Consider the following 26,750-nt stretch of genomic DNA (forward strand, 5'->3'; position numbering starts at 1 on the left):
TGTGCAAAGTTAATTTAAAAAAGGAAAATAATGACGTCTTTCTTTCTATTCTTAAGTAAAGTTTTCAAATGGTCTTTCGGTTTTTACGATACCTTTGGGAATGTGTTGAACTGGATTTTATTTATCGTTTGCTGTGTGTTGTTTACTTACTGGTGCTATGTTTTAGTAGCAAAATTAGGTGGAGATAAAGACAAAGACTATTTCTCTCCTACTGAAGGGAAACATCCTTACTACGATCCAAAGATCTACAAAAAAGAAGGTTAATTAATTGGTTATATAGTAAAAAACCGATCAAATAATTCATTTGATCGGTTTTTTTATGAGTACAATTAAAATTAATCGTGAATAGGAAGTACCACTACAGGAATGGGAGAACTTTTGGTAAGTCCTTTAGTAAGACTTCCCACAAAAACATCATAGATTCCGCTTCTTCCATGTGATCCCATCACAATAAAATCGGCATTCTTTACTTTTGCGTACTCCAGGATAATGTCTTTTGCGATGCCTTGCTTTAAAAGGTGTTCACAATCCAAATCGTGAGCCAGAATTCTTTGCTGAATTTTGTTGAGCTGTATCAGTTCTTCTCTGATTTCGTTTTCTTCAACTTCCGGGAAATATTGATAGCCCATATCGCCAATAGCAAAACCTATATCAGTAGGAGCAACATGTATCAGATTTATTTTTCCATTGACTTGTTTTGCAAATTTCACGGCTCCATCTATCAGCTGATCTGTTTTTTCCCCAAAATCTACGGGTAGTACTATATTTATCATATCTTCACATTTTGTCTCTTAAAGATATGAAAAAAATTGTTACGTTTCATGTTAAATAACTCATAATATTGTATTTATATGAGTTGTTTTCCTGATTAAATTATTTCTAGCTTTAGAAAACTTCACAAGATTATTATTCAAATTGATAGATAAATTCTTCAATCTCCATATTTCTTGCGTTGGCAAACCCTTTTCCTTTGCCAATGGATTGGAAACCGCAATTTTCAAGCACTTTTTGCGATCCGTAATTATCGTAGGCTACCCTTGCGAAAAGAGGACGTTTAACGGAGTCTTTAATAAATGCTTTTAATCCTTCGGTTGCGAATCCTTTTCCCCAATGTTGCTTATCGATCCAATAAGAAATATGAGTTTCATCCATAACATCAAAATGAATTACACTTCCTACAATTTCGTTTTCAAATCGTAGGGTCAGCATTTTTATATCAGGATTTTCTACAATTTTGGTCCATTTTTCCATGTAAAATTCCTTATCCCTCGGATCTTTAGCTGTAAAAGCTGCCATTTGAATTCCGTCTTTATCGGTTTGAAAAACAAATAAGGTTTCCAAATCCTCCAAAGTAGTTTTTGCTAATTCTATCATTGTCTGGTTACTTATAATATTCGGATGTCCAGAACTTTTTCATTTTCAAGATAGGCCTCAAGAATATCATTTTCATCTACTTTTCCGACTCCTTTTGGAGTTCCTGTAAAAATAAGGTCGCCGACTCTCAAGGTAAAATATTGTGAAACGAAAGCAATAATATCATCAATACTAAACATCATATCTTTCGTATTTCCGTCCTGTACCTTCTCTTTGTTTTTTAAGAGTGAAAAGTTCAGCGATTCAAGAGTGTAATTTTCTTTTTTGAAAAAACTTCCTACCACAGCAGAACCGTCAAAACCTTTAGCCAGTTCCCATGGCAGACCTTTAGATTTAAGCTCACTTTGAAGATCTCTTGCCGTAAAATCAATTCCTAATCCTATTTCTTCGTAATGCTTATGAGCAGACTCTTTCTGGATATATTTTCCTCCTTTGGAAACTTTCACCACAACTTCCAGTTCATAATGAACATCGTTCGAAAATTCAGGAATATAAAAATCATTTCCTTTCAAAACAGCAGTATCCGGCTTCATGAAAATGACCGATCTCTCAGGAATTTCATTTCCTAATTCTTTTGCGTGTTCGCTATAATTTCTTCCTATGCAGATTATTTTCATAATTTTTTTTATTTAATTTACAATTCCTTTAAAATATCCTTCCCCTTGTTCAAAATACTTTTCAGGGCCATATCCTTTTTGAATTTTAAACTCTGTATATCCAAAAATACTATCACCTTTCTTGTAAGAATCTTTATTAAGAATGACCTTGCTGTCAATGATTTTATAATATTCTTCATTCATAAAATCAAAAGGTTTCGGATTATCTGTATAATGATAAAGAGAAACTTTGTATCGATTGTTGATGATCTCTACATTATAACCTCCACCACTGTATCCGTCCCCTGTAAATATCTGTATTTGTAAAGAAAGTGGATTATCTTGAATGCTATAAATGTAAGATTCTGATGAAAAGCTGTCAGTCTTTACCTTAAAATTATTTGTTTTAATTTCTTCAGAGTCCCCTCCGACAATGTATTGTTGTTTTTGATGATTAAAATCTTTAAATAAAGTCTTTTTATTCAAATTATGATCAACCTCAATAGGACTCCATAAAAAGAAATATTTCCCCAAAACGAATAGAAGAGAAGCTATAATAGCGATCAGTAAATATTTTCCGAACTTCTTTATTTTGCTCATTTATAAAAGTTTTAATGAGTAAACTCGTTCCCGCAGTAATAGCAATGATATAAATTCGCTGGAACTTTTATGGGAATACCTATAAATAAAAGACTTAAACCAAACACGCCGCCTGGTTTTTCGTCTCTGTAGAGATGGTTTGAACCACATTTCGGGCAAACAAAATCAAATTCAGGATCTTCAATGGTATGTTCAACTTCCAAAGAGAATTCTTCATTATCCTTATACTCCTGTAAAATTTGTTCTGCTTTTTCAAGGTCTTCTTCAAAAACCTGCAGCTGAATTCCGCCAACAGCCTGAGAAAGCAGCCAATCAGACTGGATCAGCTGTTCATTCGCAATAAAGCTGTTGATGCCGTTTTCAGCCAATATCTGTTTGTCTCTATTGGCTTGAAGGGCATTTTCGTAAAATTTGAATTTAACCAGCCCGCTCATTTTTTAAAACTTGCTTGATAGTTGGATTTTTGTGAAGACTTTCTTTGTGTATAAAGGGAAATCAGCATTTTGAAGCCATCCGAAATATCCTAGATCTTTCTGGAAAACGGCTTTTACACCTTGTCCTTTGTATTTCCCAAAATTGAAGATTTCTTCATTTTTATCATTATACCCGATAAAACCTGCTAAATCAGCATTTTTATTATGGAATGTGAATTCACTTAAATCTGCAATTTCGTTCGGAATGTCCTCATATTTCCCAACTTGAGCATCCAAAACCTCGAAAGTTGCCATTACATCAGCTTCTGCAGAATGGGCGTTTTCCAATGTCTTGCCACAGTAAAACTGATAGGCAGCACCTAAGTTTCTTGGTTCTTTTTTGTGGAAAATTGTTTGGGCATCTACCAATTTGAATTTATTCAGATCAAAATCGAGTTCGGCTCTCAGTAATTCTTCTGCCAACAAAGGAACATCGAATCTATTGGAATTAAAACCTCCTAAATCGGCACCTGAAATCATTTCCATTACTTTGGATGCAATTTGCTTGAAAGTAGGAGCATCTTTTACATCTTCATCATAAATTCCGTGAATTTGACTAGATTCCACTGGAATAGGTATTTCAGGATTTATTTTCCATGTTTTACTTTCTCTTGAAGCATCTGGATTTACTTTTAAAATACAGATTTCAACGATTCTGTCTTTCCCAATATTCGTTCCGGTAGTTTCTAGGTCAAAAATGCAAAGAGGTTTATAGAGTTTTAAATTCATTTTTTGTAAGTTATAAATTGAAAGTTCTGAATTGTAAATAAGTTTTAAAGCTATGAGTGCTCATAACTTCTCACTCAAAACTTCTTACTATTTAAGTTGTTTTTGAAAAATAATTGAAATTAAAATATAATAAATAATCACCATTGGGATTCCAACGGTTTTAAAAAGAATTAAAAGAATAATGGAACCAATCAACAAAGCAACTTTCGGATAATTATCCTGCAATTTCATTGATTTGAATTTCATTGCAATCATCTTTATCGGGCTGATCAATAACCATGAAGAAACTGCTGTAAGAAGAATTAAAAATAATGAATTCTCAAATAAAAATCTGAAATCCCCACTTTCTTTTTGAGCATAATACAATCCGAAAAGCAAAATGGTATTGGATGGAGTATTCAATCCTTTAAAATAATATTTCTGATCTTCATCCAAATTGAAAATTGCTAGTCTTAAACATGAAAAAAGAGTCACAAACAATCCTAAATATTTAATTTCAAAAGGCAATTCCGTTCCAAGAAAAATGTTTCCGAATGGCTCTAAAGCAGCATACATCGTTAATCCCGGAAGGAATCCGAAGCTTACCATATCGGCCAAAGAATCTAATTGTACTCCCAAATTAGAATTTGCTTTTAAAGCTCTGGCTACAAAACCATCAAAAAAATCTAAAATCAAAGAAAGAATAATACAGATAGCAGTCGTTTGATAGTCACCAAGAATAAGGTGGATAGCTCCTACACTTCCGGAAAATAAATTCCCCAATGTGATGGCATTCGCAAGATTATTTTTAATAAAATTCATAGCCACAAAATTAAAACAATATATCAAATAAATTAAGGTAACCCTATATCAATTTAACTAGGTTTAACTAGTATTGCATTTCACGATTGCTGTGTTGTTCCATCGGTTTTATCTGAATTTGGTGTAAATTTGCGTCATGAAATCACCCTTAACACGCTTTTTTAAGTCAGTGTTTATGAATATTGTGATTGCATTTGACCTTTAAAAATAATAATGTCTACCAATGAAATTTTTTAAAGAATTTAGAAAACAGGAAGTTCTGGTATTGCTGTACCGGATTTTTTTAGCTTATTTTTTCTATCAGATTGCCAGGTTTTTATTTTGGTATTTTAATAAAGGGCTGATTAAAATAGACTCGGTTTCAGACTATTTTAGTCTTTCGTATCATGGGATTGCGTTTGATACCACTGCCATTCTCTACGTAAATGCTCTTTTCATTTTACTGAGCTTAGTTCCTGTTGTGATCAATACGAAGAAAGTGTATCAAAAAATACTCTTTTGGCTGTACTTTATCACTAACGGAATTACCTATGCAATGAACTTTGGAGACTTTGTATATTTTAAATTTTCCCAAACAAGGCTTACTTCTGCAGCTTTTCAGGTGGCACAGCACGAAGACAATATTTTTAAAGTATTCACGGCTTCCTTGATGCAGAATCCTTATATTTTATTATGGTTTGTTGTTTTGATGTGGCTTTGGGTTTTCTTGTATAAAAAAGTGAAAATTACAGAGCAGAAACCCGTAAAATTGGTGCCTTATTTTATTTTATCTGTTTTGACGCTTTGCATCACTGCGGTTTTAACTGTTGGTGGAATAAGAGGAGATTTTAAACACAGTACAAGACCGATCAATCTGGTGGATGCCAATCGTTTTGTAAAACTTCCGGTTCAGGGGAATATGGTGCTGAACAGTACTTTCTCCTTCTTCAGAACATTAAATACCAATAATTTTAAAGAAGTACATTTTGTAGATGAGAAATTTATTGACGAAAATATTCAGCCTTATAAAACGTACGACAGGAAAGTAGCTAACAAACCCAATATTGTTATTTTTATCGTAGAATCTTTCGGGAGAGAATATTCGGGAGCATTCAATAAAGATAAAAATATCAAGGATTATGTTTCTTATACTCCGTTTATAGATAGTTTGGCAGGGCAAAGCTTAATATTTCCCAATACTTTCGCAAACGGCAGACAATCTATTCATGGAATGAGTTCCGTTTTAGCAGGAATTCCGAGCTTGACGGATGCTTTTACCGGTTCGCCTTACTCAAATCAAAAAATACAGTCTATTGTTTCGATTTGTAATGACTTAGGTTATGATACTTCTTTTTATCACGGAGCTCCGAACGGTTCTATGGGATTTTTAGGCTTTGGAAATATTCTTGGATTTAAGCATTATTTCGGAAAAACGGAATACAATAATGATCAAGATTTCGATGGAATGTGGGCCATTTGGGATGAACCTTTTTTGCAGTATTTTGCTAAAAATACAGGGAAAACCCAACCTTTCATGGCGACAGTTTTTACGGCTTCTTCACACCATCCTTTCAAAATTCCTGAGAAATATAACGGGAAATTCAAAAAAGGGAAAAATCAGATGCATGAGCCGATACAATATACCGACTATGCGATAAAAAAGTATTTTGAAACGGCTAAAAAGCAACCTTGGTATAACAATACTATTTTTGTCTTTACAGGAGATCATACCAATGAAATTTATTATCCTGAATATGAAAAAATAATGAATCGTTTTGCGGTTCCTTTGATCTTCTATTCACCCAATCCGGAATATAATCTGAAAGGAGTGAATCCTGAACTGGCTCAGCAAATCGATATCTATCCTACATTAGCAGATTTAATAGGGTATGATAAAAAAATAAGAAGCTGGGGAAAAAGTTTGGTGAGTGATAAAAAATATCCTTCGGTTATTGCAAATTCCGACGGTACGGTAGAGCAGTTCATTATCGGAAATTATATTTACCGTTTTGATGGGAAGGAAATAGTGGGAGTTTTTGATAAAACTGATTTAGGATTAGAAAAAAACATAATGGATCAATTGAAAAAGAATCCGGAAGTCGAAAAAGGAAAGCTCATTGCTAAGGCTTGGTATCAGGATTATATGAACCGAGTAATTAACAGAAAAATGTATTAACGTTTAAAAAATGTTTAATTCTGAAATTTGGTATAGCTCTTGTTATATATGCCTTGGATAATAAAAGTTTTTGTTTGTTTAAAATTAATTTATATTTTTAACAGTAATTAGACAACAAAACTATTGTATCAGAATTAAAACTATAAAAATATGAGAAAATTATTATTAACATCTGCTTTCTCTTTGGTTGGAGTGCTGTCTTTTGCACAGATTGAAGGAAAATGGAAAACAATAGATGATGAAACGAAGCAGGCAAAATCTATCGTGGAGATCTATAAAAAATCTGACGGGAAATATTACGGAAAAGTTTCTCAGCTATTGATAAAACCTGCAGACCCTAACTGTACAGTTTGTAAAGACGACAGAAAAGGGAAACCTATTTTGGGGATGGAAATCATCAGAGGATTGAAAAAAGATGATGATGAATTCACAGGAGGAACGATTATGGATCCTAAAACGGGTAAAACGTACAAGTGTACCATTACAAGAGATGGCGATAAGTTGAATGTAAGAGGTTATATCGGTTTATCTTTGATTGGAAGAACACAGACCTGGCAAAAAGTGAACTAAATAAGTTTAAATAGAATTGTAAGACGGTATTTCTTTTAGGAATGCCGTTTTTTCGTTTTGGGAAAATTTGTAAAGAATTATATAGAGTGGAAGAAAATGTAATTTAAATTAAAATTAATCCAAAAATCTCGGTGAATGTGATGGCTTTTTTATGATGCGTATAATAAAAAAACACTATTTTTGTAGTCTAAATTTTTCAAATAGATATGGCAGAATATACTTTTCGTGAGGTAATTGCACAGGCAATGAGCGAGGAAATGCGTAAAGACGAATCCATCTTTTTAATGGGGGAGGAAGTTGCAGAATATAATGGTGCATATAAAGCTTCAAAAGGAATGCTGGATGAATTTGGTCCGAAAAGAGTAATCGATACCCCTATTGCTGAGCTTGGTTTTACAGGGATTGCTGTAGGAGCTGCAATGAACGGAAACAGACCAATTGTAGAATATATGACTTTTAATTTCTCATTGGTAGGGATTGATCAGATTATTAATAATGCTGCTAAAATCCGTCAGATGAGTGGTGGTCAGTGGAACTGCCCTATCGTTTTCAGAGGTCCTACTGCTTCTGCAGGTCAGTTGGGTGCAACACACTCGCAGGCTTTTGAAAACTGGTTTGCCAACATTCCAGGTCTTAAGGTAGTAGTTCCTTCAAATCCATATGATGCAAAAGGATTGTTGAAAACAGCTATTCAGGATAATGATCCTGTAATCTTCATGGAATCTGAGCAGATGTATGGAGATAAAATGGAGATTCCTGAGGAAGAATACTATTTACCACTAGGAAAAGCAGATATTAAGAGAGCGGGTACAGATGTTACATTGGTTTCTTTCGGAAAAATCATGAAGTTGGCGATTCAGGCGGCTGAAGATATGGAGAAAGAAGGTGTTTCTGTAGAAGTAATCGATCTTAGAACCGTTCGTCCGTTAGATTTTGATACGATTTTAGAATCTGTAAAGAAAACAAACAGATTGGTTATTTTAGAAGAAGCTTGGCCATTTGCTTCAATCTCTTCTGAAATTACTTATATGGTACAACAAAAAGCATTCGATTATTTAGATGCTCCTATCAAGAGAATTACGACTCCTGATGCTCCTGCACCATATTCAGCTGCATTATTTGCAGAGTGGTTCCCGAAACTTGAAAAAGTAAAAGAGGAAATTAAAAAAGCAATGTACGTTAAGTAATATAAAGATTATAGAGAAAAACTTCCGAAAGGAAGTTTTTTCATTTATTATATTCATGAAGAAAAGTTCTCAGGGATATAATTTTGGTTTAAATTTGCGCGTTTAAAATTAAAATTAGCTGTTATGGCAGAAGTTACAGAAGGCGGTCATCATTTTGACATTAAAAAGCTTTCTTTTATTGGAGTTTTGGTTTCTCTGGGAATTGTTTTTGGAGATATTGGTACTTCACCGCTTTACGTAATGAAAGCAATTGTAAACGCAAGACAAAGCGGAAGCAATATGCCTTTTAACGAATACATTGAAGGGGCGCTTTCCTGTATTATTTGGACCTTAACGCTACAAACAACGATTAAGTATGTAATTATTGCTCTTCGTGCAGATAACAAAGGCGAAGGTGGAATTCTTGCTTTATTCTCTTTAGTTAAAAACCTTAAAAAAGGTTGGTTGTATCTCATCGCTATTGTGGGAGCAGCGGCACTTATTGCGGATGGGGTAATTACTCCCTCATTGACGGTAATGTCTGCAATAGAAGGTCTTGAAATATATAATCCTCATACTCCTGTAGTTCCTATTACTATTGGGATTTTGATTGTTATTTTTGTGGTTCAGCAATTCGGAACAAGCTTTATTGGTAAGTTTTTCGGTCCTATCATGGTTGTTTGGTTTTTGGTATTGGGAGGATTGGGAATTTCTCATTTAAGCGAAAATTTCGAAATTTTAAGATCATTCAACCCTTATTATGCCTACAAACTTATTGTAAACTCACCGAGTGCTATTGTTATTCTTGGAGCTGTTTTCCTGTGTACAACGGGGGCGGAAGCTTTATATTCAGATCTTGGGCATTGTGGTGCAAAAAACATCAGAGTAAGCTGGGGATTTGTGAAAATCATGTTGATTTTAAATTACCTTGGACAGGGTGCTTGGTTATTAACAAACTATCAAAATCCGGGATTCTCTACAACAGTAAATCCTTTCTTTGGAATTATGCCTCAATGGGCGGTTTTACCAGGGGTAATTTTGGCAACGGCTGCTGCAATTATTGCCAGTCAGGCGTTAATTACAGGGTCTTTTACGATCTTCTCTGAAGCTATGTCTCTTAATTTGTGGCCCAATCAAAAAATTGATTACCCTTCAGGAGTCAAAGGACAGATGTATATTCCAAGAATCAACTGGGGGCTTTTGTTATTTTGTATTATTGTCGTTCTTCACTTTAGAGAATCAGGTAAAATGGAAGCCGCTTATGGTCTTTCTATTACAGTGACTATGTTGATGACAACAGTGCTTTTGGTGTTCTGGTTATTGAAGCATAGAATCAATAAAATTTTTATCCTTCTTTTTGCTTTTGTATATTTAGCGATAGAGCTAGGTTTCTTCAGTGCGAATATTATCAAATTCATGGAAGGAGGTTGGATTACCGTAGTATTGGCTGGCTCAATAGGAGTTTGTATGTATGCTTGGTACAACGGAAGATCTATAAAAACTCAGTTTATTCAGTTTGTTAAACTGGAGAACTATACTTCGATTATCAAAGACATGAAGCTGGATGAAACGATTCCTAAATATGCTACTAACCTTGCTTATCTGAGCAGGGCAAAAAGAAGTGATGAAGTAGAATCAAAAATTATCTATTCTATCATAAAAAAACAGCCGAAAAGAGCCGATCATTATTTTATCTTAACTATTACTAACCAGGAAGATCCGTTTACTTTTAAATATACAGTGGATGAGATTTTACCGGGTACCATTTATAAAGTCAATTTCCTTTTAGGATTTAAGGTAGATCGTAGAATCAATGACTATTTTAGTATGGTTTTAAAAGATTTAATGGCGGATGACACAATTCCTTCTCGAAGCAGTCATCCTTCTCTGAGAGCATATAATATTCCGCCGGATTTAAAATATGTAATTATAGATAACTCCTATATCAACGATATACTTTTGACTGTTAAACAGAAAATTACGCTCAATATTTACAACTTTGTGAAGTATATTGGTAGCGATGATTTCAAAGCTTGGGGAGTGACTTCGCACAATGTAGTAGTAGAGTCTGCGCCGATTACGGAGCTTACTGTTTACGATCATAAAATTGAACAAGCCGGGTTTTTAAGACATAATAATTAAAATTCTTTAACAGATTTGCCTACTTTTTAATTAAATAAAAATCGGTAAATTTGTAGATAATTTTTTTGATGGATACTTTACAAAAAGAAAAAAATATAGCTTTAATCAAGGATGTTTTAAGAAACTACTTATTAGAAAAAGGTTTCAGAAATACCCCTGAAAGATACACCATATTGGAAGAAATCTATAATATGGATCACCATTTTAATGTGGATGATTTATATCTATTGATGCTTCAGAAAAAATACCATGTATCGAAAGCAACCATTTACAATACAATTGAAATTTTCCTTGATGCTGGGCTGATTCGTAAGCATCAGTTTGGAGAGAAGACGCTGACTTCTTCTTCTTACGAAAAATCTTATTTTGATAAACAGCATGACCATTTGGTGATTTATAAAAAAGATTCAGATAAGGAAATTGAGGAAATTATCGAATTTTGCGATCCCAGAATTCAAGGGATCAAAGAAGCCATAGAAGAAGCTTTTGGCGTAAAAATTGATTCTCATTCGCTATATTTTTATGGCACTAAGAATGATTAATTAATGAGATATATTCTTTTTCTGTTACTTTTCGTTTCTACGTTCTTTTCTGCGCAGGATAAAAAAATCGTGCAGATGGATCCTTACGTACAGCCAAAAGCTAATGCTGTACAACAGCCTGTTCGTCCTGAAGATAAGGTGAGGATTCAAAATGCTGACGAATTTAAAAAAGACACTAAATATGATGGGAACCAATACATGGTTGGTCATGTGCAGATTGAACATCAGGGTTCTATTTTAACTGCGGATGAAGTGGTTCTTTATAACGAGCAAAGTCTTGTAAAAGCTTTTGGAAACGTAAAGTTGGTGAACGCTGATGGTTCTGTAATTTCTGCAAAAGAAATGGAGTATAACGGGACTACTCAGAGAGGTGTTGCCAAACAAAATGTAGTGCTTACCGATCCAAAAGGAACTATTATTAAAACGGAAACCATGTATTATGACAGACTGACCAATCAGGCTTATTATAATACAGGAGGTACTATTAATGATGGGAAAAGTACAACTTATTCTAAATCGGCTACTTACTTTTTAACAACTCGTACTATTGATCTTACCGGAAGAGTGAAAATTGTAGATCGCGATTATACTTTGGAGGGAGAGAATGTCGTTCAGAATCAAAATACCAATATTGTTACCATTAACGGGTACACTACCATTACGAATAATAAGAATCCTAAAAACAGAATCGTTACTGAAAAAGGGACTCATAATATGAATACCAAAGAATCTTTTCTAACAAAAAATTCAAGAGTATATTATAATGATAAGATTCTTACCGGAGACGAAATGTATTACAACCAGCTTACTGGTTTTGGAAAAGCAACAGGAAATGTGACATTGGATGATCCTAATGAAAGAAGATGGATAAAAGGAGGTTACGGAGAAATTTTTGAGAAAAAAGACTCTGCAATGATGACAAAAAATCCATACGCTGTAAAAGCTATGGAAAAAGATTCTTTATATTTCGCATCAGAGAAAATAATTTCTTACCAAAGGCCTGATTCTATAGATCCAAAAGTGAAGAAAAGCTTTTTAAGAGCATTTAAAAAAGCCAGATTTTATAAATCGAATGCACAAGGAAGAGCAGATTCCATTGCGTTTAATGAAACTGACGGTGTGATGCATATGTACACAGCTCCCATTCTTTGGAGTGGTGAGAAACAGGTTACAGGCGATAAGGTAGAAGCGTATTTTAATACTCAAAATGAAAGTATTGATTCATTGAAAGTAATAGGAAATGCTTTGGCAATCAGTAAAGTGGATTCTCTGAATCTGAAAGATGAATTCAATCAGGTGAGAGGGAAATTTATGACGGTTCATTATGAGAATAATGAAATTAAAGAAGCAACGGTAATTGGTAATGCTCAAGCAATTGCCTATGTGGATGACACCAATAAAGAAACCAAAAAAACGGAAAGAATAGGGATTACTTTATCCTCTTGCGGAATTATCAGTACTTTGTTTATAGAAAGGGCATTACATGTGATTTCTTGCAACATTGGAGCTGATTCTGAATTGCATCCCATGAGTAAAATTGAACCTTCGAAAAGAAAATTCCAGAATTTCAACTGGAATACGAAAGACAGGATCAGGAAATGGCAGGATATTCTCGTCGATACTCCGAATTATGAAGAAATAAAATATACTTCAGCGAGTGACCTCTACGATAAAGCTCAGGAAGCCATAGAAGCAGAAAGAGCTAAAGAAGAAGCTAAAAAACCGAAAAGAGTTAGAAAATAATAGAAAGACCAGTTTACAGAAGCTGGTCTTTTTTATAAGTATTAATTTTAGGGTTTAGCGAATGTTTTATAGCTTTGCTGAAAATTTTTCTTATAATGGAAATGCAAAAAGATTTTTTTATATATCAGGCTCAGACAACCAAGTTTGCTGCAGGTTTTGAAGTTGAAAAAGCAGTTGGGAGCTTTATTTATGGTACGGACGGAAAAAAATATTTAGACTTTGTAGCAGGTGTTTCGGCGAATACTTTAGGTCATTCCCATCCAAAAGTGGTAGATGCAATCAAAGAGCAGGCTGAGAAATACCTTCATGTCATGGTGTATGGAGAATATGCCCAAGAAAAGCCAATCGCTTTATGCAAACTATTGGCAGAAGCAACTCCTGATCCTTTGGAAATAACGTATTTGGTAAACAGTGGGGCTGAAGCTATTGACGGCAGTTTAAAACTGGCTAAAAGATATACAGGAAGAGAAGAGATTGTTTCATTTAAAAACTCATATCACGGAAATACACATGGTGCATTAAGTGTTTCAGGTAATGAAACCCACAAAAGAGAATTTCGTCCTTTGCTGCCGATGATTTCTTTTATTGAATTTAATAATGAAAACGACTTCAACAAGATCACAGAAAAAACGGCTTGTGTAATTCTTGAGACGATTCAGGGAGCAGCCGGTTTTTTGGTTCCGAATGATGATTATCTGATCAAGCTGAAAAAAAGATGTGAAGAAGTTGGAGCCCTTTTAATTCTTGATGAAATTCAGCCTGGATTTGGAAGAACAGGGAAATTATTTTCTTTTGAACATTTCGGAATTGTTCCCGATATTTTGGTGATGGGAAAAGGAATGGGAGGAGGTGTTCCGGTAGGAGCATTTATGAGCTCTAGAGAAATTATGGAAACACTGGCTCATTCTCCAAAACTGGGACATATAACAACTTTTGGAGGAAACCCATTAATTGCTGCTTCCAGTTATGCAACATTAAAAGAAGTATTGGAAAGCGGCTTGATGAATGAAGTGGAAGAAAAAGAAAAATTATTCAGATCGTTATTAGTACACCCAAAAATTCAAAACATTAATGGTAAAGGATTAATGCTTGCTGTGAACCTGGGTTCTCCGGAATATACTCTGGATGTTGCGAAAAAGTGTATGGGAAAAGGGTTGATCGTTTTCTGGCAGTTATACCGAAATGAATACTTAAGAATTTCTCCGCCGTTGACAATTTCTCTGGAAGAAATCAAGGAAGGATGTCAAATTATCTTAGATGTTTTAAACGAAAATTAATATAAAAAGTTCTTCAAAATGAAGAGCTTTTTTTGTGAAAACTGAGCTAAACAAGTATTTAAAAATCTCTGACAAATATCATGAAGATTATGCAAAAAAGTAAATACATTTTTGTGTAATCAAAAAATTAATTTATATATTGCGTGACGATTAAAACAAAGATTATATGGCGAAACATAAAGTCCATTACGAGTTCCCAATGCACTGTCTATCAGAGATTTTATATGAATATCTTGCGACTGCAGAAGGGTTGTCTGAATGGTTTGCGGATGAGGTAACAGAGAAGGGCGATGATTTCTTTTTCAGCTGGGGTGGAGGTCCTGCTGAGAAAGCCACTTTAATCAGATATAAGCCTGAAGGTTTCGTACGTTTCAGATGGGAAGAAGATGAAGGAACAAAAAATTTCTTTGAAATGACTATCGTAATTGATGATATTACAGAAGATTTAGCCTTAAATATTACAGATTTCTGTGAAGAAGGAGATGAAGATGAAAATGCAATGTACTGGGAAAATCTGATAGAGAATCTAAGAATAAAATTAGGTGCTGCTTAATGCATTTGCAACCAAATAACAAAACTGATGAACGATTTATCGTTCATTATTTTTTTATAACTCAATCAATATAAAAATTGGAAAATCAATATTTTACTTCAGGGGATTTACCTATGAAAAATAGAGCATTTCTTACAGGAGATGCGGTGAAGGTTTCTTTCTTTGTGAGAGAGGCTCAACTTATAATGGATGAAGAATGTTATTTTTTCTTAATGGCATCCATGAGAAAGATGCGAATGAATATTCCATTAACCTATACTTTGGAGTTTTTTCAGTCTCTTTTTCAACAGGAGATTATTGAAGGAAAAGGAGTGAAGAACGGGATTATACATTTTCAGGTGTTCAGAAATTCAGATGGCATTACGTTATCTAAATCCACGGTTTCTTATTTCTATGAAGTGACGGAAATGACTGATGTTTTATCTGTTCATGAAAGATTGCTGGAATTGGATTTAATTAAAGAAATCAATGTTAATAATAATCTTTTAAGCAATATCAGAGTTCATTCTCCGGAAAATATCTATGGTGAAATTTATGCGCAGGAAAATGATCTGGATGATGTTATTTTATTGAATCCTAACAAAAGAATTGCACGTACCACGTCAGGAAATCTTTTGTTTTTAGAAGGTGATATTATTAAAGTTCCAAAACAGACAGAAGGTGCCTACATTTCTCCTTTAATGGAAAATTTTGTTACTTTTTTACATAAAAATAAACTTGCAGATATTCAGGAGCACGAAATTATTGCTTTTGAATCTCAAAAAGCGGAAGAAATTTTAATGATTTCCGAAGAGAAAGGCATATTTTGTGTAGGTAAAATAAGAAATAAAACTTTTGAAGCCGCTCGTTTTTTAGAATGGGTAGAAAGCTGGAAACAAAGTTTTTAAATTGACAAACCCGGTAAACAACAAGGTCCCAAAAGTCCTTTACCGGGTTTTTTTCTGACTATTTCAGAAATTGTATTTTTATTCGGGGCATTTTTCCCACGAAAGTATACTCGGTTTTAGGGTTTCTTATAATAATGCTTAGACTTTATACGGATTGGTTGTAGAGTCATCAATAAAGAAGGAAATACTAATGAAATAAGAGATCTTAAGATATTCATTTTGTTATTGTTTGGTTATTCAAATAACGTCAATTCTTTCCTAAAAATTGGTTAACAATTTCTTAAAGTTTGTTAATTTTTAAGTCACTTTAGATAGAAAAATAAAACTTAATTTAGAGAAATGTCTTCAGGGGCATTTGCCCAAAGTAAATATTCTCCCCCAAGATTTTGCATGATTGATTTCCAAAGGGTTTGGTCATTGGGTAATGTATAATCAAGGTTGTAAATTTCTACAACGGTCCACAGTTTTTTTAGAACCTCATTGTCCAGCTGCTGAGCTGTCCATCCGGAATACCCTGAAAATATTTTTATATCCTCAATCTTCAATTCATTACTCAGAATGGCACTCATGATGTTTTCAATATCTTCTGTAAGATAGAATTCATCCGTTATTTCAGAATAGAGTTCCGTTACTTTTTTTCCTTTCACAATGAAGAATACCTTGTCATTTTCGACAGGTCCGCCATCATATACTTCAATTGGAAAATCAAAGAGGTTTTTAAATTTACCACTCATTTGGTTGTTTTTTTTATTTAAGATCAGACCAAATGCACCGCTTTCGTTATGTTCAATGATAAGAACTACCGACCTTGAAAAAATATCGCCGGAAATATCGGGTGTGGAAATTAATATTTTACCTTTGTAAGAGTAATTCATACTCAAATTTAATAAAAATATTTATGGAAAACCTGCACCACAAAAGAAAAGTGTATGAGAAATCCCAACTTGTTGAAAGTGAGATAAAACAAAATCCTATGGAGCAATTCCGGGACTGGTTTTTGGAGGCAAGTGAGAACCCAGGTATTTCTGAAGCGAATGCGATGGCGATTTCTACGGTGGAAGAAGATGGTTGTCCGCGTACAAGGATGGTTTTGCTGAAGTCATATACTTATGAAGGATTTATTTTTTACACCAACTACGATAGCAAAAAAGGAAAATCTATAGAAAGAACGCATAAAGCCTGTCTTCACTTCTTTTGGCCTGGTTTAGAGCGTCAGATTATTATTAAGGCTGACCTGGAAAGAATTGCTGAAAATCTTAGTGACGGATATTTTCATTCAAGACCGAAAGGAAGCCAGCTTGGAGCTGCAGTTTCTCCACAAAGTCAGGAAATTCCTAACCGGGAGTTTTTAGAAGAAAAATTGAAAGCTTTAGAAGAAAAATACGAAAATACCGAAGTGCCGAGACCTGAAAATTGGGGTGGTTATATTGCTAAGCCTTATGAAATAGAATTCTGGCAGGGCAGACCCAACAGATTACACGATAGAATCGTATATCAGTTAAAAGATCTGGATTGGGAAATATCAAGATTGGCGCCTTAATTTACCGTACATAAAAAAGCCTCATCAATCGATGAGGCTTAATTTTTTTTAATCTGAATGATTATTTTTTCTTAGCACCAGAAACTGCAGTCGCTAAATCAGCTCCAGCTTTGAACTTGGCAACTTTTTTAGCAGCAATTTTGATTGGTTTTTTAGTTGCAGGGTTGATACCTTGTCTTGCAGCTCTTTCAGCTACTGAGAATGTTCCGAAACCTACTAAAGAAACTTTTCCGTCTTTTTTCTTTAGAGTAGAAGTTACATTACCGATGAATGATTCTAAAGCAGCTTTTGCTGCAACTTTAGTAATTCCTGCATCCTTTGCGATTGCGTCGATTAATTCAGACTTGTTCATAATTTTTAATATTAAAGTTAGTTCGTAATTATAGCAAATATAATACTATTTTCTAATTGTGCAATTTTTTTATTAAATATTGTGGAAATTTTTCAAATTTCCATTAAAATGATTAAAATATCATAATTTGACATTTCACGAAAAATCTACGTTATCCGTTACTAAAATCATGCCAATTGCTTATGTATATTGACTTTAGCAAAAAATGAAATTTATTTTCTGTATTTATTAAATCCTGAATTTAAGATAAACTCTCAATGTTTTTAAGAATATGTTTGAATATTTGCTAATTAAAATTAAAAAAAAATATGTTTTTTTTAATTAAATCACTGGGTGTCTGTTAGTTTTAAAATCATTTTAAAAGGCTGTTTTCTGAATTTTTATTAATAAATTTGCAGCATGTTAATAGAAGTTTTCAAGTCTAAGATTCACAGGGTAAGAGTTACCGCTTCAGACCTAAATTATATCGGGAGTATTACGATTGACGAAGAGCTTATAGAAGCTGCAGGTTTGGTCGTAGGAGAAAGAGTATACATTGTAAATGTAAATAATGGGGAACGTTTTGATACCTACGTTATCAAAGGGAAAAGAAAATCAGGTGAGGTTTGCCTAAACGGTCCTGCTGCAAGAAAGGTACAGAAGGATGATATTATCATCATTATTGCCTATGCACAGATGACTCCGGAAGAAGCTAAAGACTTTCAGCCAAAAATCGTTTTCCCGGATGAAAAGACCAATCTTTTGACATAATCTGATGGAGAAAAAAGTAAAAAATCCTTTAAAATCTTTACTAACCATAGTGATCTCGCTTGCAATTGCAGGCTTTTTTTTATGGTTTGCTCTTAAAGGTTTAGATTTTAAGGTGATACAGAAGTCTATATCTAAAGCAAATTACTGGTGGGTTTTGTTTGCGGCCTGTTTTGGAATTGCAGCTTACTGGTTCAGGGCAATCCGTTGGAATTTGATGTTGGAACCTATGGGATATCAGATTTCCAATTCCAATTCATTGTGGTCACTTTCCTTTGGATATTTAATGAACCTTACAATTCCCAGAAGTGGAGAAGTAGCAAGAGCAACCGCTTTATATGGAGTGGAAAAAGTGCCTGTCGATCAGTCTTTCGGAACCATTATTTTGGAAAGAGTGGTAGATTTGGTTTGTATGCTTGCTTTTTTAGCACTGACTTTACTATTTAAAGGAGATGTAATTGTATCTTTTTATAAAAGTTCAGGAATAGATATTAATCCCAATAAGATTTTACTTATTTTGGGAGTTTTAGTTGTGGGAGCTGTCTTGTTTTTTGTTTTTAAAAAGCGATTGGCCAATGTTCCGGTTCTGGATAAGATTATCAAATTCATTGATGGAATTATACAAGGATTAACCTCAATATTCAAATTGAAACAAAAAGTAAAGTTTATTCTTTACACGATTGGAATTTGGGTTTCTTATTATTTTGCGGCGTATCTTGTATGTTTTGCACTTCCGGAAACCTCAGGTTTTACTTTTGATGATGGTTTTTTAATTCTTGTTGTAGGAACATTAGGAATGATTGTTCCTGCAAGTGGTGGAATTGGAGCTTTCAATCTGGCAATGAAGTTCGGTTTTATGGCATTGTTCATCTCGATGGGGAAAAGCGGTCAGCTGGGTGGAGAAATTGGATTAACGTATTCTTTTATTTCCTTACCTTTACAAATTACAATTATGATGGTTATGGGGCTTATTTCCATTCCAATGTTGGCAAAAGCGAGAAATAAAGCGGTTGCCGAAAAAGAGTTTGAATAACAGTTTATTTAAGATAAATATAAAGTGATCGGGAGAGTTTTCTTCCGATCACGTTTTTTTTAGACATTATTAACCTGAATGATGGAGCCTTTGTAAAATTTGGTAGAATCATACAGCTCAGAGAAATTGTCAAATAATATAATTCCTGTAGAGTTTAAATCTTCTGTAAGACCTGTTTTATTGCTTTTCTCTGTAAACTCCGATTGAGCGGTTTCGTAAATTGCCGGATATTGCGATTTTAAATAATCAACGAGAATGCGTTTTTCACTATCATCTTCCTGTGCAAGACTTGTATAAAAAAGTCCATACAGTAAAAACCTGTTAAATTTTTCAGCATCGGAAATATATTGAAAGTTGCTTTGGCTTGCCTTTTCATAATCCTTGAGAATGCTGTCAAAGGTTGGGGCAAGAACAGGTGGAATTTCATGAAACAGATCAATCCCATTAATATATAATTGGGTTTTCACTTCGTCATTATTTTTTGCTTCTCCATTTACGGAATTGGAAGCATATTGAAATTTAAACCAATTGAAGAGTTGCCGAAGCTCATCCGGAGTAAGATATTCTATCGAGTCCTGTAACTTGTCTTTAATAAGTTCGAGGCTGGTTTTATCATCATGTAGAAAATGTAAAACATTATCTTCTTCATTGCACAACTTATTGTATAAATTAATTTTGGCAACAAGAGGATTTGTTTTTAAAAAGTAAAGTTCTTCTGCCATATTGTAATAATTTATTTGCTGTTGCTTATTTAAAGATACAAATTAAGTTGATAGTTTTTAATGTTTTCAGCACGTATAAACTCTACATTTTTATAAGTTTCAGATCGGACTGTTTTCAAACCTAAAATACAATTATTATTAATTGGTGCAGAGTATTCTGTTTATATTTTTAATATGTATTGCATAGTTTGATCAGTTTCTTTATTGACTCAATCCTACAAGAGCTAAAATAGCACCAAATAAAAAGATAAGCAGAACAACCCCGATTAATGAAATGATTAATCCGGCAATGGCAAAACCTTTGGGTGCTCTGAAAATCCCGATAAATGATAAAATCAATCCTAAAAACCAAACGAACCAACCTAAAAATGGAATCCAACCTATGAAGATTGCGATTACAGACAAAACAAACCCCGCGATACCAATTCCATTCGATTGATTGACTCCTTGCTGGATAAGTATGGGTTGACTATTCAGCTGTTGGGTATTTTGAAGATCCTGAGAATTCTCATTGGTGGTTTTTTTGTATTGGCTTTCTATCATGGTTTTTTGATAATTGTTTAATAGTTATGATGATTTTCTACGAATTAAAAATAGAAAAAAATAAATGTAAATATTAACTTATGAATACTTTGAAATAAAAACTCAATATTTATAGTGTATGAGTTAGGTACAAAAAAACTTAGCATCAGATTGAGAAATATCTCCGTCTGATGCTAAGCCTCAGTTTATAGACTGCTCGTTAAAATTAAATGTATTGAATGTTCAATTTCTATTCAGCAGTTGTTGGATCAATAATGGTAGCAACTTCATTTACAGAGTTTGCAGGAAATCCACCTTGTCTTGCATGCTCCCGAACCATTTCTTCGTTGGGTGCAATGTAAACACAATAGACTTTATCACCTGTTACATAACTTTGTAACCATTGAATTTGTGAACCCATTTTACTGAGTACCCCACAAGAAGTTTGTGAGATTCCTTTTAATTGCTCGGCTGTTAATTGGCCTGCTCCGGGAATTTCCCGTTCAATTACGTATTTAGGCATGATTCAAAAAATCTAGTTTTCTACTTATTGGACCTTTGGGTATTGTCAGTTTTTCAAATGATAATTGACTTTCTTTTTTTGAAAGCCAAGGACAATGTTCGTCAAGGTTGTGGTGTTTGCTCTAAATTCCTTTATCTCAATCAAATATACGAATTTTTAAGATAATATTGAAGCGTTTAATGAGATTGAGGATCAAAGTAGGCCTTAAAAGTAAGTGGGTCTTCTTTTTTATCCTCCGCAATTTCAAGGTACTCGTGATATTCTTCCACATGCATTCCCATATCAACCATAACAATGGCAAGGTTGATATAAAGATTTTTGTCTTCCGAACCTAATTGTAATGCCTGTTTTAAATAATAAATGGCGGTTTCATTTTCTCCCAGATCAGAATAAATGGCTCCTATGTTGATTAAAGCGGCTGTATTTTTTGGCTCAATAAGCAATATTTCGTCTAATTCCTTTATTAAAAGCTCAGTGATTTCGTCCCAATGTTCTTCTTCGTTGTCCCATCTTTTGGACTGGAGTTTTTTTACGTTTTGGAGTCTTTGTGTTATATTGTTCATTGTTTAGAAATGCAGAATTGATAGTGCAAATTAAAAGAAAAGTCTCTGAAAACTCAGAAACTTTTAAGATTTATAAACATTTATTTTTTTGAATTCATTTTCCGTAAGTCAGATTGACAAGTCCGGTCTCGTATTGCTGTACATTTTCCAACTTCCACTCGGTTTCTGAAATGCCATCAGGAAATAAAGGGATTCCACCACCAATGATTTTTGGAATGATCGAGATAATCATTCTATCCAAAAGATTGTTATTGATAAAATATTTAATGAGTTCTCCGCCTCCCATTAACCAAATGTCTTTATCAGATTTTGCTTTTAGTTCAGTTATAAAATTATTAAGATTTTCGGTTAAAACATGGGTTTTAGGACTTTTGATTTCCAGATTTTGATCTCTCGTTACGATAAAAGTTTCTTTTTCAGAATACGCCCATTCCTCTTCAAACCCCAAAATGATATCATAGGTTTTTCTACCCATAATGATTGTTTCAATGCTGTTGAAAAGTTCGGTGTATCCATAATCTCCCAATTCGGAAGGCGGGGTTGACGTGAGCCAATCTAAATTTCCGTCGGGTTTTGCGATGAAACCGTCAAGACTTTGAGCGATGTAAAGGATGATTTGTGACATGGTTGTATTTATTATTGATATCTTATTTTGAAGTCAAGCCCATTATCATATTCCGCAGGATTAATAAAAGTGATGATTCCAATATTAGAATTTAATTTTTGTTTTAAATCATTTAAATAAACTTCGGCTAATTTAATGGTTCCATCAAATGTAATGCTAAAGATGGTTTTGTTATCATTTGTCATGTGTACACCAAACATAATTTTATCAGAATTTTCAATGTATTGATTCCAATAAAATGTTTGATTAGCATGATCTGTATTTGCAAAATAGTCTATCATTTCTTCATTGCTTTCAAAGCTTTGTTCATCATTAATTCTTGAAGCATAATCTAAATTCAAAGGTTCATGTTTAGGTAAATAAAAATTTAAAAGCTCAAAAATTTTTTTAGATGATTTTGCATCGAAATAGACTTGACAGATAATATCTTTGATTACTTTCACTGTTCAAAAATTACTGATTTTTATAAAATTAAAAAACCATTAAGATTTGATCATTTAATCGGCTCTTAATGGTTATATTTTCTTATCCAAACGCTCTCTTTAACAAACTCTCCACTTTCGGCTCACTGCCTCTGAAACTCTTATATAATTCCATTGGGTCTTTTGTACCACCGGAAGAAAGAAGTACTTTATATTTCGCGGCAATCTCAGGATTGAAGATTCCGTTTTCTTTAAAATATTGGAAAGCATCTGCATCCAGAACTTCCGCCCATTTGTAAGAATAATAGCCGGCAGAATATCCACCCTGGAAGATATGAGAAAAACTAGGGCTCATCGCTGTTTCAGGATTTACAGGATACAGCTGTGTTGCCTTTGTGTATTTGTCTTCAAACGCTTTTACGCTTTCATGCTCCAATTCTTCAACTTTTGTATGGTAATTCATATCCAGTAATCCGAAACCAAGCTGTCTCAATGTTTGGTAGCCTTCCATAAAGTTTTTTGAATGCTCGATTTTCTGGATTTTTTCATCAGGAAGCGTTTCTCCTGTTTTATAATGCTTAGCAAAAGTCTTTAAGAATTCAGGTTCATAACAGAAGTTTTCCAAAAACTGAGAAGGTAATTCTACAAAGTCCCATTTCACAGAAGTTCCTGAAAGAGTAGGATATTGTGTATTCGCCAACATTCCGTGAAGAGCATGACCGAATTCGTGGAACAGGGTAGTTACTTCCTGGAACGTCAATAAACTCGGAGTATCCTTAGTCGGTTTGCTGAAATTACAAACGATAGAAATATGCGGACGAGAATTTTCACCGTCTTTTGTATACTGATTTTTATAGCTCGTCATCCAGGCTCCGGCTCTTTTGCCTTTTCTTGGGAAGTAATCGACATAAAGCAAAGCTTTGTAGCTGGTTGATGGTTCCTGATTGTCAGTCTGAGCGGAGTCGAAGACTTCTTTTACTTCATATACTTTTACATCTTCGTGATACTTTGGAATATCATTTCTTTCTTCAAAAGTCAATCCGAAAAGTGTATTTGCCAATCCAAAAACAGCATCCTGAACCTGATTCAAAGGGAAATAAGGTTTTAATTCTTCATCGTTAAGATCGAATTTGGCTTTACGAAGCTTTTCTGCATAAAAAGCATGGTCGTACGATTGCATCTCATCGATTTCGTCTGCTTTTGCCAAAGATTTTAATTCTTCAATTTCTTTGTCTGCGTAAGGTTTTGCCTTTGTCAAAAGTTCATTCAGAAAGTCAATTACTTTTGATGGAGATTTTGCCATTCTTTCTTCTAAAACATAATCGGCATAATTAGCATAACCTAATAATTCAGCTTTTTGTTGTTTTAAAGTAAGAAGTTCTTTGATTAAATTTTGATTGTCAAATTCACTGCCATCAAAAGATTTTTTACCATTGGCCAATGCAATCTCTTTTCTCAGTTCGCGGTTTTCCGCATACGTCATGAACGGAATATAGCTTGGATATTGTAAAGTCACAACCCAGCCTTCCAGATTTCTTTCCTTTGCTTCTTCAGCATATTGCTCCAAAATGGCATCAGGAATTCCTGCCAAATCTTCTTTATTCGTGATATGTTTGAAATAATTATTGGTTGAAGCTAATACGTTTTGCCCGAACTGAAGCGATTTTAAAGACAAATCCATACTGATTTTCTTTAATTTTTCCTTGTCTTCTTCATTTAATAAGGCACCGCTTCTTACAAAACCTTTGTAGGTTTCATTCAAAAGCATTTGTTGTTCTTCGTTCAGATCGTATTTTTCCTTTTCATCGTACACTTTTTTAATTTTATTAAACAAAGCTTCGTTTTGAGCGATTTTTGAAGAATGTTCTGTTAAAATAGGTGAAACCTCTTGAGCGATTTGTTGTAGTTCGTCACTCGTTTCAGCAGAGTTTAGATTAAAGAATATATTGGAAACCTTATCAAGCTGCTCTCCGGAATAGGCCAAAGCTTCAATTACATTACTAAAAGTAGGCGCTTCTGGATTATTAATAATGGCATCGATTTCTTCTTCAGATTGTTGAATTAATTCTTTAAAAGCCGGAAGATAATCTTCATTTTTAATAGAATTAAATGGGGCAGAATGATATGGTGTATTGAAATTTTCTGTTAAAATATTCATTTCTTAATTTTTAATGATTGTAAATGTAAGGAATCATAGTGATTCGTGAGGTGGTTGCTCAAAAATGATGCCCGAATGAAAAGATGTGACAAAATTGTTTATCTTTAATTAATCTTGTCATAAGCGAAGTTGAAATGGGGAGGTAATGATTAATTTTGACAACAAGTTTGATGTTGAAAATTTAACCCTAATATAAATACTATGAAAACAATCTTAAAAATTCTTGGTGTAATCATCCTTTTAATTCTAGTGTATGCTGTGGTTGCAGTATTGGCTTTCGGTAAAAATTACCATTATGAAAAATCAATAGTCATTAATGCTCCCAAAGAAAAAGTATGGGAACAGGTAAGCTCTATGAAAGCTTTTAACCAATGGAATCCATGGCTGAAATTAGATAAAAATATACAACTGACATACACAGGGAATGCGGGACAAGTAGGAGACAAGTATTGCTGGGATAGTCAAAATGAACACGCAGGATCAGGTTGTCAGGAAATTAAAGAGTTGGTTGCCAATCAAAAGCAGAGAACAGAAATGATCTTTAAAAAACCTTTTGAGGGACAAGCGACTTCAGATATTGTTTTAACTTCTGAAGGAAATGCTACAAAAGTAACCTGGAGTATGGATACTGAGCAAGATCCTATGATGAAAATAATGAGACCTATGATGGATTACCAAATGGGAAAATCCTACGGAGAAGGATTGGATAACCTGAAAAAATTGTTAGAAAAATAAAATCGAAAGCCTTGTAGAAAATTTTACAAGGCTTTTTAGTGAAATAAATTTTTAATAATCGTATCAACAATTCTTTTTACCCTAGGAGTATTGTCTTTTAGTCTGTATTTTGAAATTTTTTCAGCTATAATTTCTGAATTAGGATTGTCAAGTAATTCAGGATTTATTTCTCTCATCATTAGAGATGTATTTAGTTTATCCCCTTTTATTGTACAAAAATTTATGGCATCTAATGCAACTAAACTCAAAGGTCGACCAGAGTCAATCCATTTTTCTGCCCTTATCCAGTTAAATTTAGAAATTGCGGCTAAATGTCCCCAACTTAAAGAAATATTTTCTGTTCTTGATATATTTTCTTCAATCCAATCAAGGCATTTTTCAAACTGAATATAATTAAAGGCTCCTATACATTCATTTAGATATTTATTTTCAAGTGAGTCTAATTCAGCTTTGATAATTTTATATGCTTCTTCTTCAGTTTTTGATTCACTAATTATTATTGAACGCTCAAGAAAAGCATTTACTACTTCATAATTATACATACGATTTAAATTATTATAAGATTTTGATGGCTTCAAAAATAAATATTATTTAAAAAATATTATCTTTATGTAAAGATTCGATGTATGGAGAAGATCGTATTTGAGAAAAATAACATAAGAAATTATGTGAAAAGCGTGATTACTGAAAAGATCGAAAAGCTTAAAAACTTTATTGAATTTACTTTGGAGGCAAGTCGCGATATTAAAAAGACTCCTAAGTATGACAGTATGAGAGAAGAAATGCAGGAGGAAATTTACCAGATGCAGAGACAGCTAGGGGCTTTGAATGATTTAAAAAGAAATATGGCAAAAGTGTTGACGAATTCTACAGAAAGGGTTCAGTTAGGCTCTTTGGTCATTACGAATAAAGCACGTTTTTATATTTCGGTTTCGCTGGGCGAGTTTTTTTATGAAGGCGACCGTTTTTATGCGATCTCCCCTGAAAGTCCGATGGCAAAAAAAATGATGGGCATGAAATCCGGAGATGAGTTTACGTTAAATAAAATCCATCAGAAAGTTGTTGAGGTTTTGTAAAGTAAGAAGTAAGAAGTAAGAAGTAAGAAGTAAAAAGTAAAAAGTAAGAAGTAAAAAGCGAGAAGTTTTTTCTGCTCAATAATTGATGTTAAACTTTTGTCATCCATCTTCAAGCTTCCGGCAT

32 protein-coding genes are annotated in these 26,750 nt (G+C 33.6%); 15 read left to right on the plus strand and 17 right to left on the minus strand.

The genetic code is table 11. The features are described 5' to 3' along the window. Positions 1 to 30: 30 nt before the first annotated feature. The gene (locus LV842_RS13570) at positions 31 to 264 is read left to right on the plus strand and encodes a DUF6341 family protein (protein ID WP_233111979.1); all 234 of its coding nucleotides are present in this window, start codon (positions 31 to 33) and stop codon (positions 262 to 264) included. A gap of 71 nt (positions 265 to 335) precedes the next feature. On the opposite strand, the gene LV842_RS13575 is transcribed toward LV842_RS13570, so the two are convergent. The 7 genes from LV842_RS13575 to LV842_RS13605 all read right to left on the minus strand — a co-directional run bounded on the left by LV842_RS13575 (position 336) and on the right by LV842_RS13605 (position 4,573). Then, positions 336 to 773, minus strand: coding sequence for a universal stress protein (locus LV842_RS13575; protein WP_233111980.1), 438 nt, complete (start codon positions 771 to 773; stop codon positions 336 to 338). Positions 774 to 906: 133 nt separating this feature from the next. Next, entirely contained in the window at positions 907 to 1,374 is a 468-nt protein-coding gene (locus tag LV842_RS13580; RefSeq protein WP_233111981.1) for a GNAT family N-acetyltransferase, read from the minus strand. A gap of 11 nt (positions 1,375 to 1,385) precedes the next feature. After that, positions 1,386 to 1,991, minus strand: coding sequence for a fumarylacetoacetate hydrolase family protein (locus LV842_RS13585; RefSeq protein ID WP_233111982.1), 606 nt, complete (start codon positions 1,989 to 1,991; stop codon positions 1,386 to 1,388). A gap of 12 nt (positions 1,992 to 2,003) precedes the next feature. After that, a complete protein-coding gene (locus LV842_RS13590; protein ID WP_233111983.1) occupies positions 2,004 to 2,570 on the minus strand; it encodes a hypothetical protein in 567 nt (188 codons plus the stop codon). Between the two features lie 11 nt (positions 2,571 to 2,581). Continuing rightward, positions 2,582 to 3,004: a putative signal transducing protein gene (locus tag LV842_RS13595; protein WP_233111984.1), complete on the minus strand. Its 423-nt coding sequence runs from the start codon at positions 3,002 to 3,004 to the stop codon at positions 2,582 to 2,584. 3 nt (positions 3,005 to 3,007) lie between these two features. Beyond that, positions 3,008 to 3,772 carry a 3'-5' exonuclease gene (locus tag LV842_RS13600; RefSeq protein ID WP_233111985.1) on the minus strand — a complete coding sequence of 255 codons (765 nt, stop codon included), beginning with the start codon at positions 3,770 to 3,772 and terminating at the stop codon, positions 3,008 to 3,010. Positions 3,773 to 3,859: 87 nt separating this feature from the next. After that, positions 3,860 to 4,573 (minus strand): CDP-alcohol phosphatidyltransferase family protein, encoded by a 714-nt coding sequence (locus tag LV842_RS13605; RefSeq protein ID WP_233111986.1) that lies wholly within the window; start codon positions 4,571 to 4,573, stop codon positions 3,860 to 3,862. 223 nt (positions 4,574 to 4,796) lie between these two features. Between LV842_RS13605 and LV842_RS13610 the strand changes: the two genes are divergently transcribed. From LV842_RS13610 to LV842_RS13650, 9 genes are all read left to right on the plus strand, one after another. Then, complete coding sequence (locus tag LV842_RS13610) at positions 4,797 to 6,728, plus strand: LTA synthase family protein (RefSeq protein WP_233111987.1); 1,932 nt, start codon at positions 4,797 to 4,799, stop codon at positions 6,726 to 6,728. Between the two features lie 150 nt (positions 6,729 to 6,878). Then, positions 6,879 to 7,298: a DUF2147 domain-containing protein gene (locus tag LV842_RS13615; RefSeq protein ID WP_233111988.1), complete on the plus strand. Its 420-nt coding sequence runs from the start codon at positions 6,879 to 6,881 to the stop codon at positions 7,296 to 7,298. 206 nt (positions 7,299 to 7,504) lie between these two features. Next, on the plus strand, positions 7,505 to 8,485 hold the full coding sequence (locus LV842_RS13620) for a pyruvate dehydrogenase complex E1 component subunit beta (protein WP_233111989.1): 981 nt from the start codon (positions 7,505 to 7,507) through the stop codon (positions 8,483 to 8,485). A 123-nt stretch (positions 8,486 to 8,608) separates the two neighbouring features. Beyond that, entirely contained in the window at positions 8,609 to 10,606 is a 1,998-nt protein-coding gene (locus LV842_RS13625; protein WP_233111990.1) for a KUP/HAK/KT family potassium transporter, read from the plus strand. A 68-nt stretch (positions 10,607 to 10,674) separates the two neighbouring features. Then, complete coding sequence (locus tag LV842_RS13630) at positions 10,675 to 11,148, plus strand: Fur family transcriptional regulator (protein ID WP_039366604.1); 474 nt, start codon at positions 10,675 to 10,677, stop codon at positions 11,146 to 11,148. A 3-nt stretch (positions 11,149 to 11,151) separates the two neighbouring features. Further along, positions 11,152 to 12,891 (plus strand): OstA-like protein, encoded by a 1,740-nt coding sequence (locus LV842_RS13635; RefSeq protein ID WP_233111991.1) that lies wholly within the window; start codon positions 11,152 to 11,154, stop codon positions 12,889 to 12,891. Between the two features lie 101 nt (positions 12,892 to 12,992). After that, positions 12,993 to 14,168 (plus strand): aspartate aminotransferase family protein, encoded by a 1,176-nt coding sequence (locus tag LV842_RS13640; protein WP_233112074.1) that lies wholly within the window; start codon positions 12,993 to 12,995, stop codon positions 14,166 to 14,168. A 166-nt stretch (positions 14,169 to 14,334) separates the two neighbouring features. Further along, on the plus strand, positions 14,335 to 14,721 hold the full coding sequence (locus LV842_RS13645) for an START-like domain-containing protein (RefSeq protein ID WP_065394969.1): 387 nt from the start codon (positions 14,335 to 14,337) through the stop codon (positions 14,719 to 14,721). Positions 14,722 to 14,834: 113 nt separating this feature from the next. Next, entirely contained in the window at positions 14,835 to 15,608 is a 774-nt protein-coding gene (locus tag LV842_RS13650; protein WP_233111992.1) for an aminotransferase class IV, read from the plus strand. 326 nt (positions 15,609 to 15,934) lie between these two features. On the opposite strand, the gene LV842_RS13655 is transcribed toward LV842_RS13650, so the two are convergent. Then, the gene (locus tag LV842_RS13655; protein WP_233111993.1) at positions 15,935 to 16,483 is read right to left on the minus strand and encodes a YqgE/AlgH family protein; all 549 of its coding nucleotides are present in this window, start codon (positions 16,481 to 16,483) and stop codon (positions 15,935 to 15,937) included. Between the two features lie 23 nt (positions 16,484 to 16,506). Between LV842_RS13655 and pdxH the strand changes: the two genes are divergently transcribed. Next, complete coding sequence (gene pdxH / locus LV842_RS13660) at positions 16,507 to 17,148, plus strand: pyridoxamine 5'-phosphate oxidase (RefSeq protein WP_233111994.1); 642 nt, start codon at positions 16,507 to 16,509, stop codon at positions 17,146 to 17,148. A gap of 61 nt (positions 17,149 to 17,209) precedes the next feature. Here the strand turns inward: pdxH and LV842_RS13665 are convergent, their stop codons facing one another. Further along, positions 17,210 to 17,500: an HU family DNA-binding protein gene (locus tag LV842_RS13665; RefSeq protein WP_039366625.1), complete on the minus strand. Its 291-nt coding sequence runs from the start codon at positions 17,498 to 17,500 to the stop codon at positions 17,210 to 17,212. A gap of 399 nt (positions 17,501 to 17,899) precedes the next feature. On the opposite strand from LV842_RS13665, the gene panD reads away from it, so the two are divergent. Continuing rightward, on the plus strand, positions 17,900 to 18,250 hold the full coding sequence (panD, locus tag LV842_RS13670) for an aspartate 1-decarboxylase (RefSeq protein ID WP_039366628.1): 351 nt from the start codon (positions 17,900 to 17,902) through the stop codon (positions 18,248 to 18,250). A gap of 4 nt (positions 18,251 to 18,254) precedes the next feature. After that, a complete protein-coding gene (locus LV842_RS13675) occupies positions 18,255 to 19,280 on the plus strand; it encodes a lysylphosphatidylglycerol synthase transmembrane domain-containing protein (RefSeq protein ID WP_233111995.1) in 1,026 nt (341 codons plus the stop codon). Between the two features lie 59 nt (positions 19,281 to 19,339). Here the strand turns inward: LV842_RS13675 and LV842_RS13680 are convergent, their stop codons facing one another. The 7 genes from LV842_RS13680 to LV842_RS13710 form a co-directional block, all read right to left on the minus strand. Further along, positions 19,340 to 20,002: a hypothetical protein gene (locus LV842_RS13680; RefSeq protein ID WP_233111996.1), complete on the minus strand. Its 663-nt coding sequence runs from the start codon at positions 20,000 to 20,002 to the stop codon at positions 19,340 to 19,342. Between the two features lie 201 nt (positions 20,003 to 20,203). Beyond that, positions 20,204 to 20,545, minus strand: a complete 342-nt coding sequence (locus LV842_RS13685) for a hypothetical protein (RefSeq protein WP_233111997.1) — start codon at positions 20,543 to 20,545, stop codon at positions 20,204 to 20,206. A gap of 229 nt (positions 20,546 to 20,774) precedes the next feature. Further along, positions 20,775 to 21,047: a DUF4242 domain-containing protein gene (locus LV842_RS13690; RefSeq protein ID WP_233111998.1), complete on the minus strand. Its 273-nt coding sequence runs from the start codon at positions 21,045 to 21,047 to the stop codon at positions 20,775 to 20,777. A gap of 176 nt (positions 21,048 to 21,223) precedes the next feature. Beyond that, on the minus strand, positions 21,224 to 21,610 hold the full coding sequence (locus LV842_RS13695) for a tetratricopeptide repeat protein (RefSeq protein WP_233111999.1): 387 nt from the start codon (positions 21,608 to 21,610) through the stop codon (positions 21,224 to 21,226). A gap of 94 nt (positions 21,611 to 21,704) precedes the next feature. Then, complete coding sequence (locus LV842_RS13700; RefSeq protein WP_233112000.1) at positions 21,705 to 22,235, minus strand: dihydrofolate reductase family protein; 531 nt, start codon at positions 22,233 to 22,235, stop codon at positions 21,705 to 21,707. An 11-nt stretch (positions 22,236 to 22,246) separates the two neighbouring features. Then, positions 22,247 to 22,678 (minus strand): hypothetical protein, encoded by a 432-nt coding sequence (locus LV842_RS13705; protein WP_233112001.1) that lies wholly within the window; start codon positions 22,676 to 22,678, stop codon positions 22,247 to 22,249. Positions 22,679 to 22,760: 82 nt separating this feature from the next. Next, positions 22,761 to 24,815 (minus strand): M3 family metallopeptidase, encoded by a 2,055-nt coding sequence (locus tag LV842_RS13710; protein WP_233112002.1) that lies wholly within the window; start codon positions 24,813 to 24,815, stop codon positions 22,761 to 22,763. A gap of 201 nt (positions 24,816 to 25,016) precedes the next feature. On the opposite strand from LV842_RS13710, the gene LV842_RS13715 reads away from it, so the two are divergent. Then, positions 25,017 to 25,550 carry an SRPBCC family protein gene (locus tag LV842_RS13715; protein ID WP_233112003.1) on the plus strand — a complete coding sequence of 178 codons (534 nt, stop codon included), beginning with the start codon at positions 25,017 to 25,019 and terminating at the stop codon, positions 25,548 to 25,550. Positions 25,551 to 25,585: 35 nt separating this feature from the next. On the opposite strand, the gene LV842_RS13720 is transcribed toward LV842_RS13715, so the two are convergent. Next, positions 25,586 to 26,128, minus strand: coding sequence for a hypothetical protein (locus LV842_RS13720; protein WP_233112004.1), 543 nt, complete (start codon positions 26,126 to 26,128; stop codon positions 25,586 to 25,588). Positions 26,129 to 26,176: 48 nt separating this feature from the next. Between LV842_RS13720 and LV842_RS13725 the strand changes: the two genes are divergently transcribed. After that, entirely contained in the window at positions 26,177 to 26,626 is a 450-nt protein-coding gene (locus LV842_RS13725) for a GreA/GreB family elongation factor (RefSeq protein WP_233112005.1), read from the plus strand. Positions 26,627 to 26,750 lie beyond the last annotated feature (124 nt).

It is taken from the genome of Chryseobacterium gwangjuense, assembly GCF_021311115.1.
Classification (GTDB): Bacteria; Bacteroidota; Bacteroidia; order Flavobacteriales; family Weeksellaceae; genus Chryseobacterium; species Chryseobacterium gwangjuense.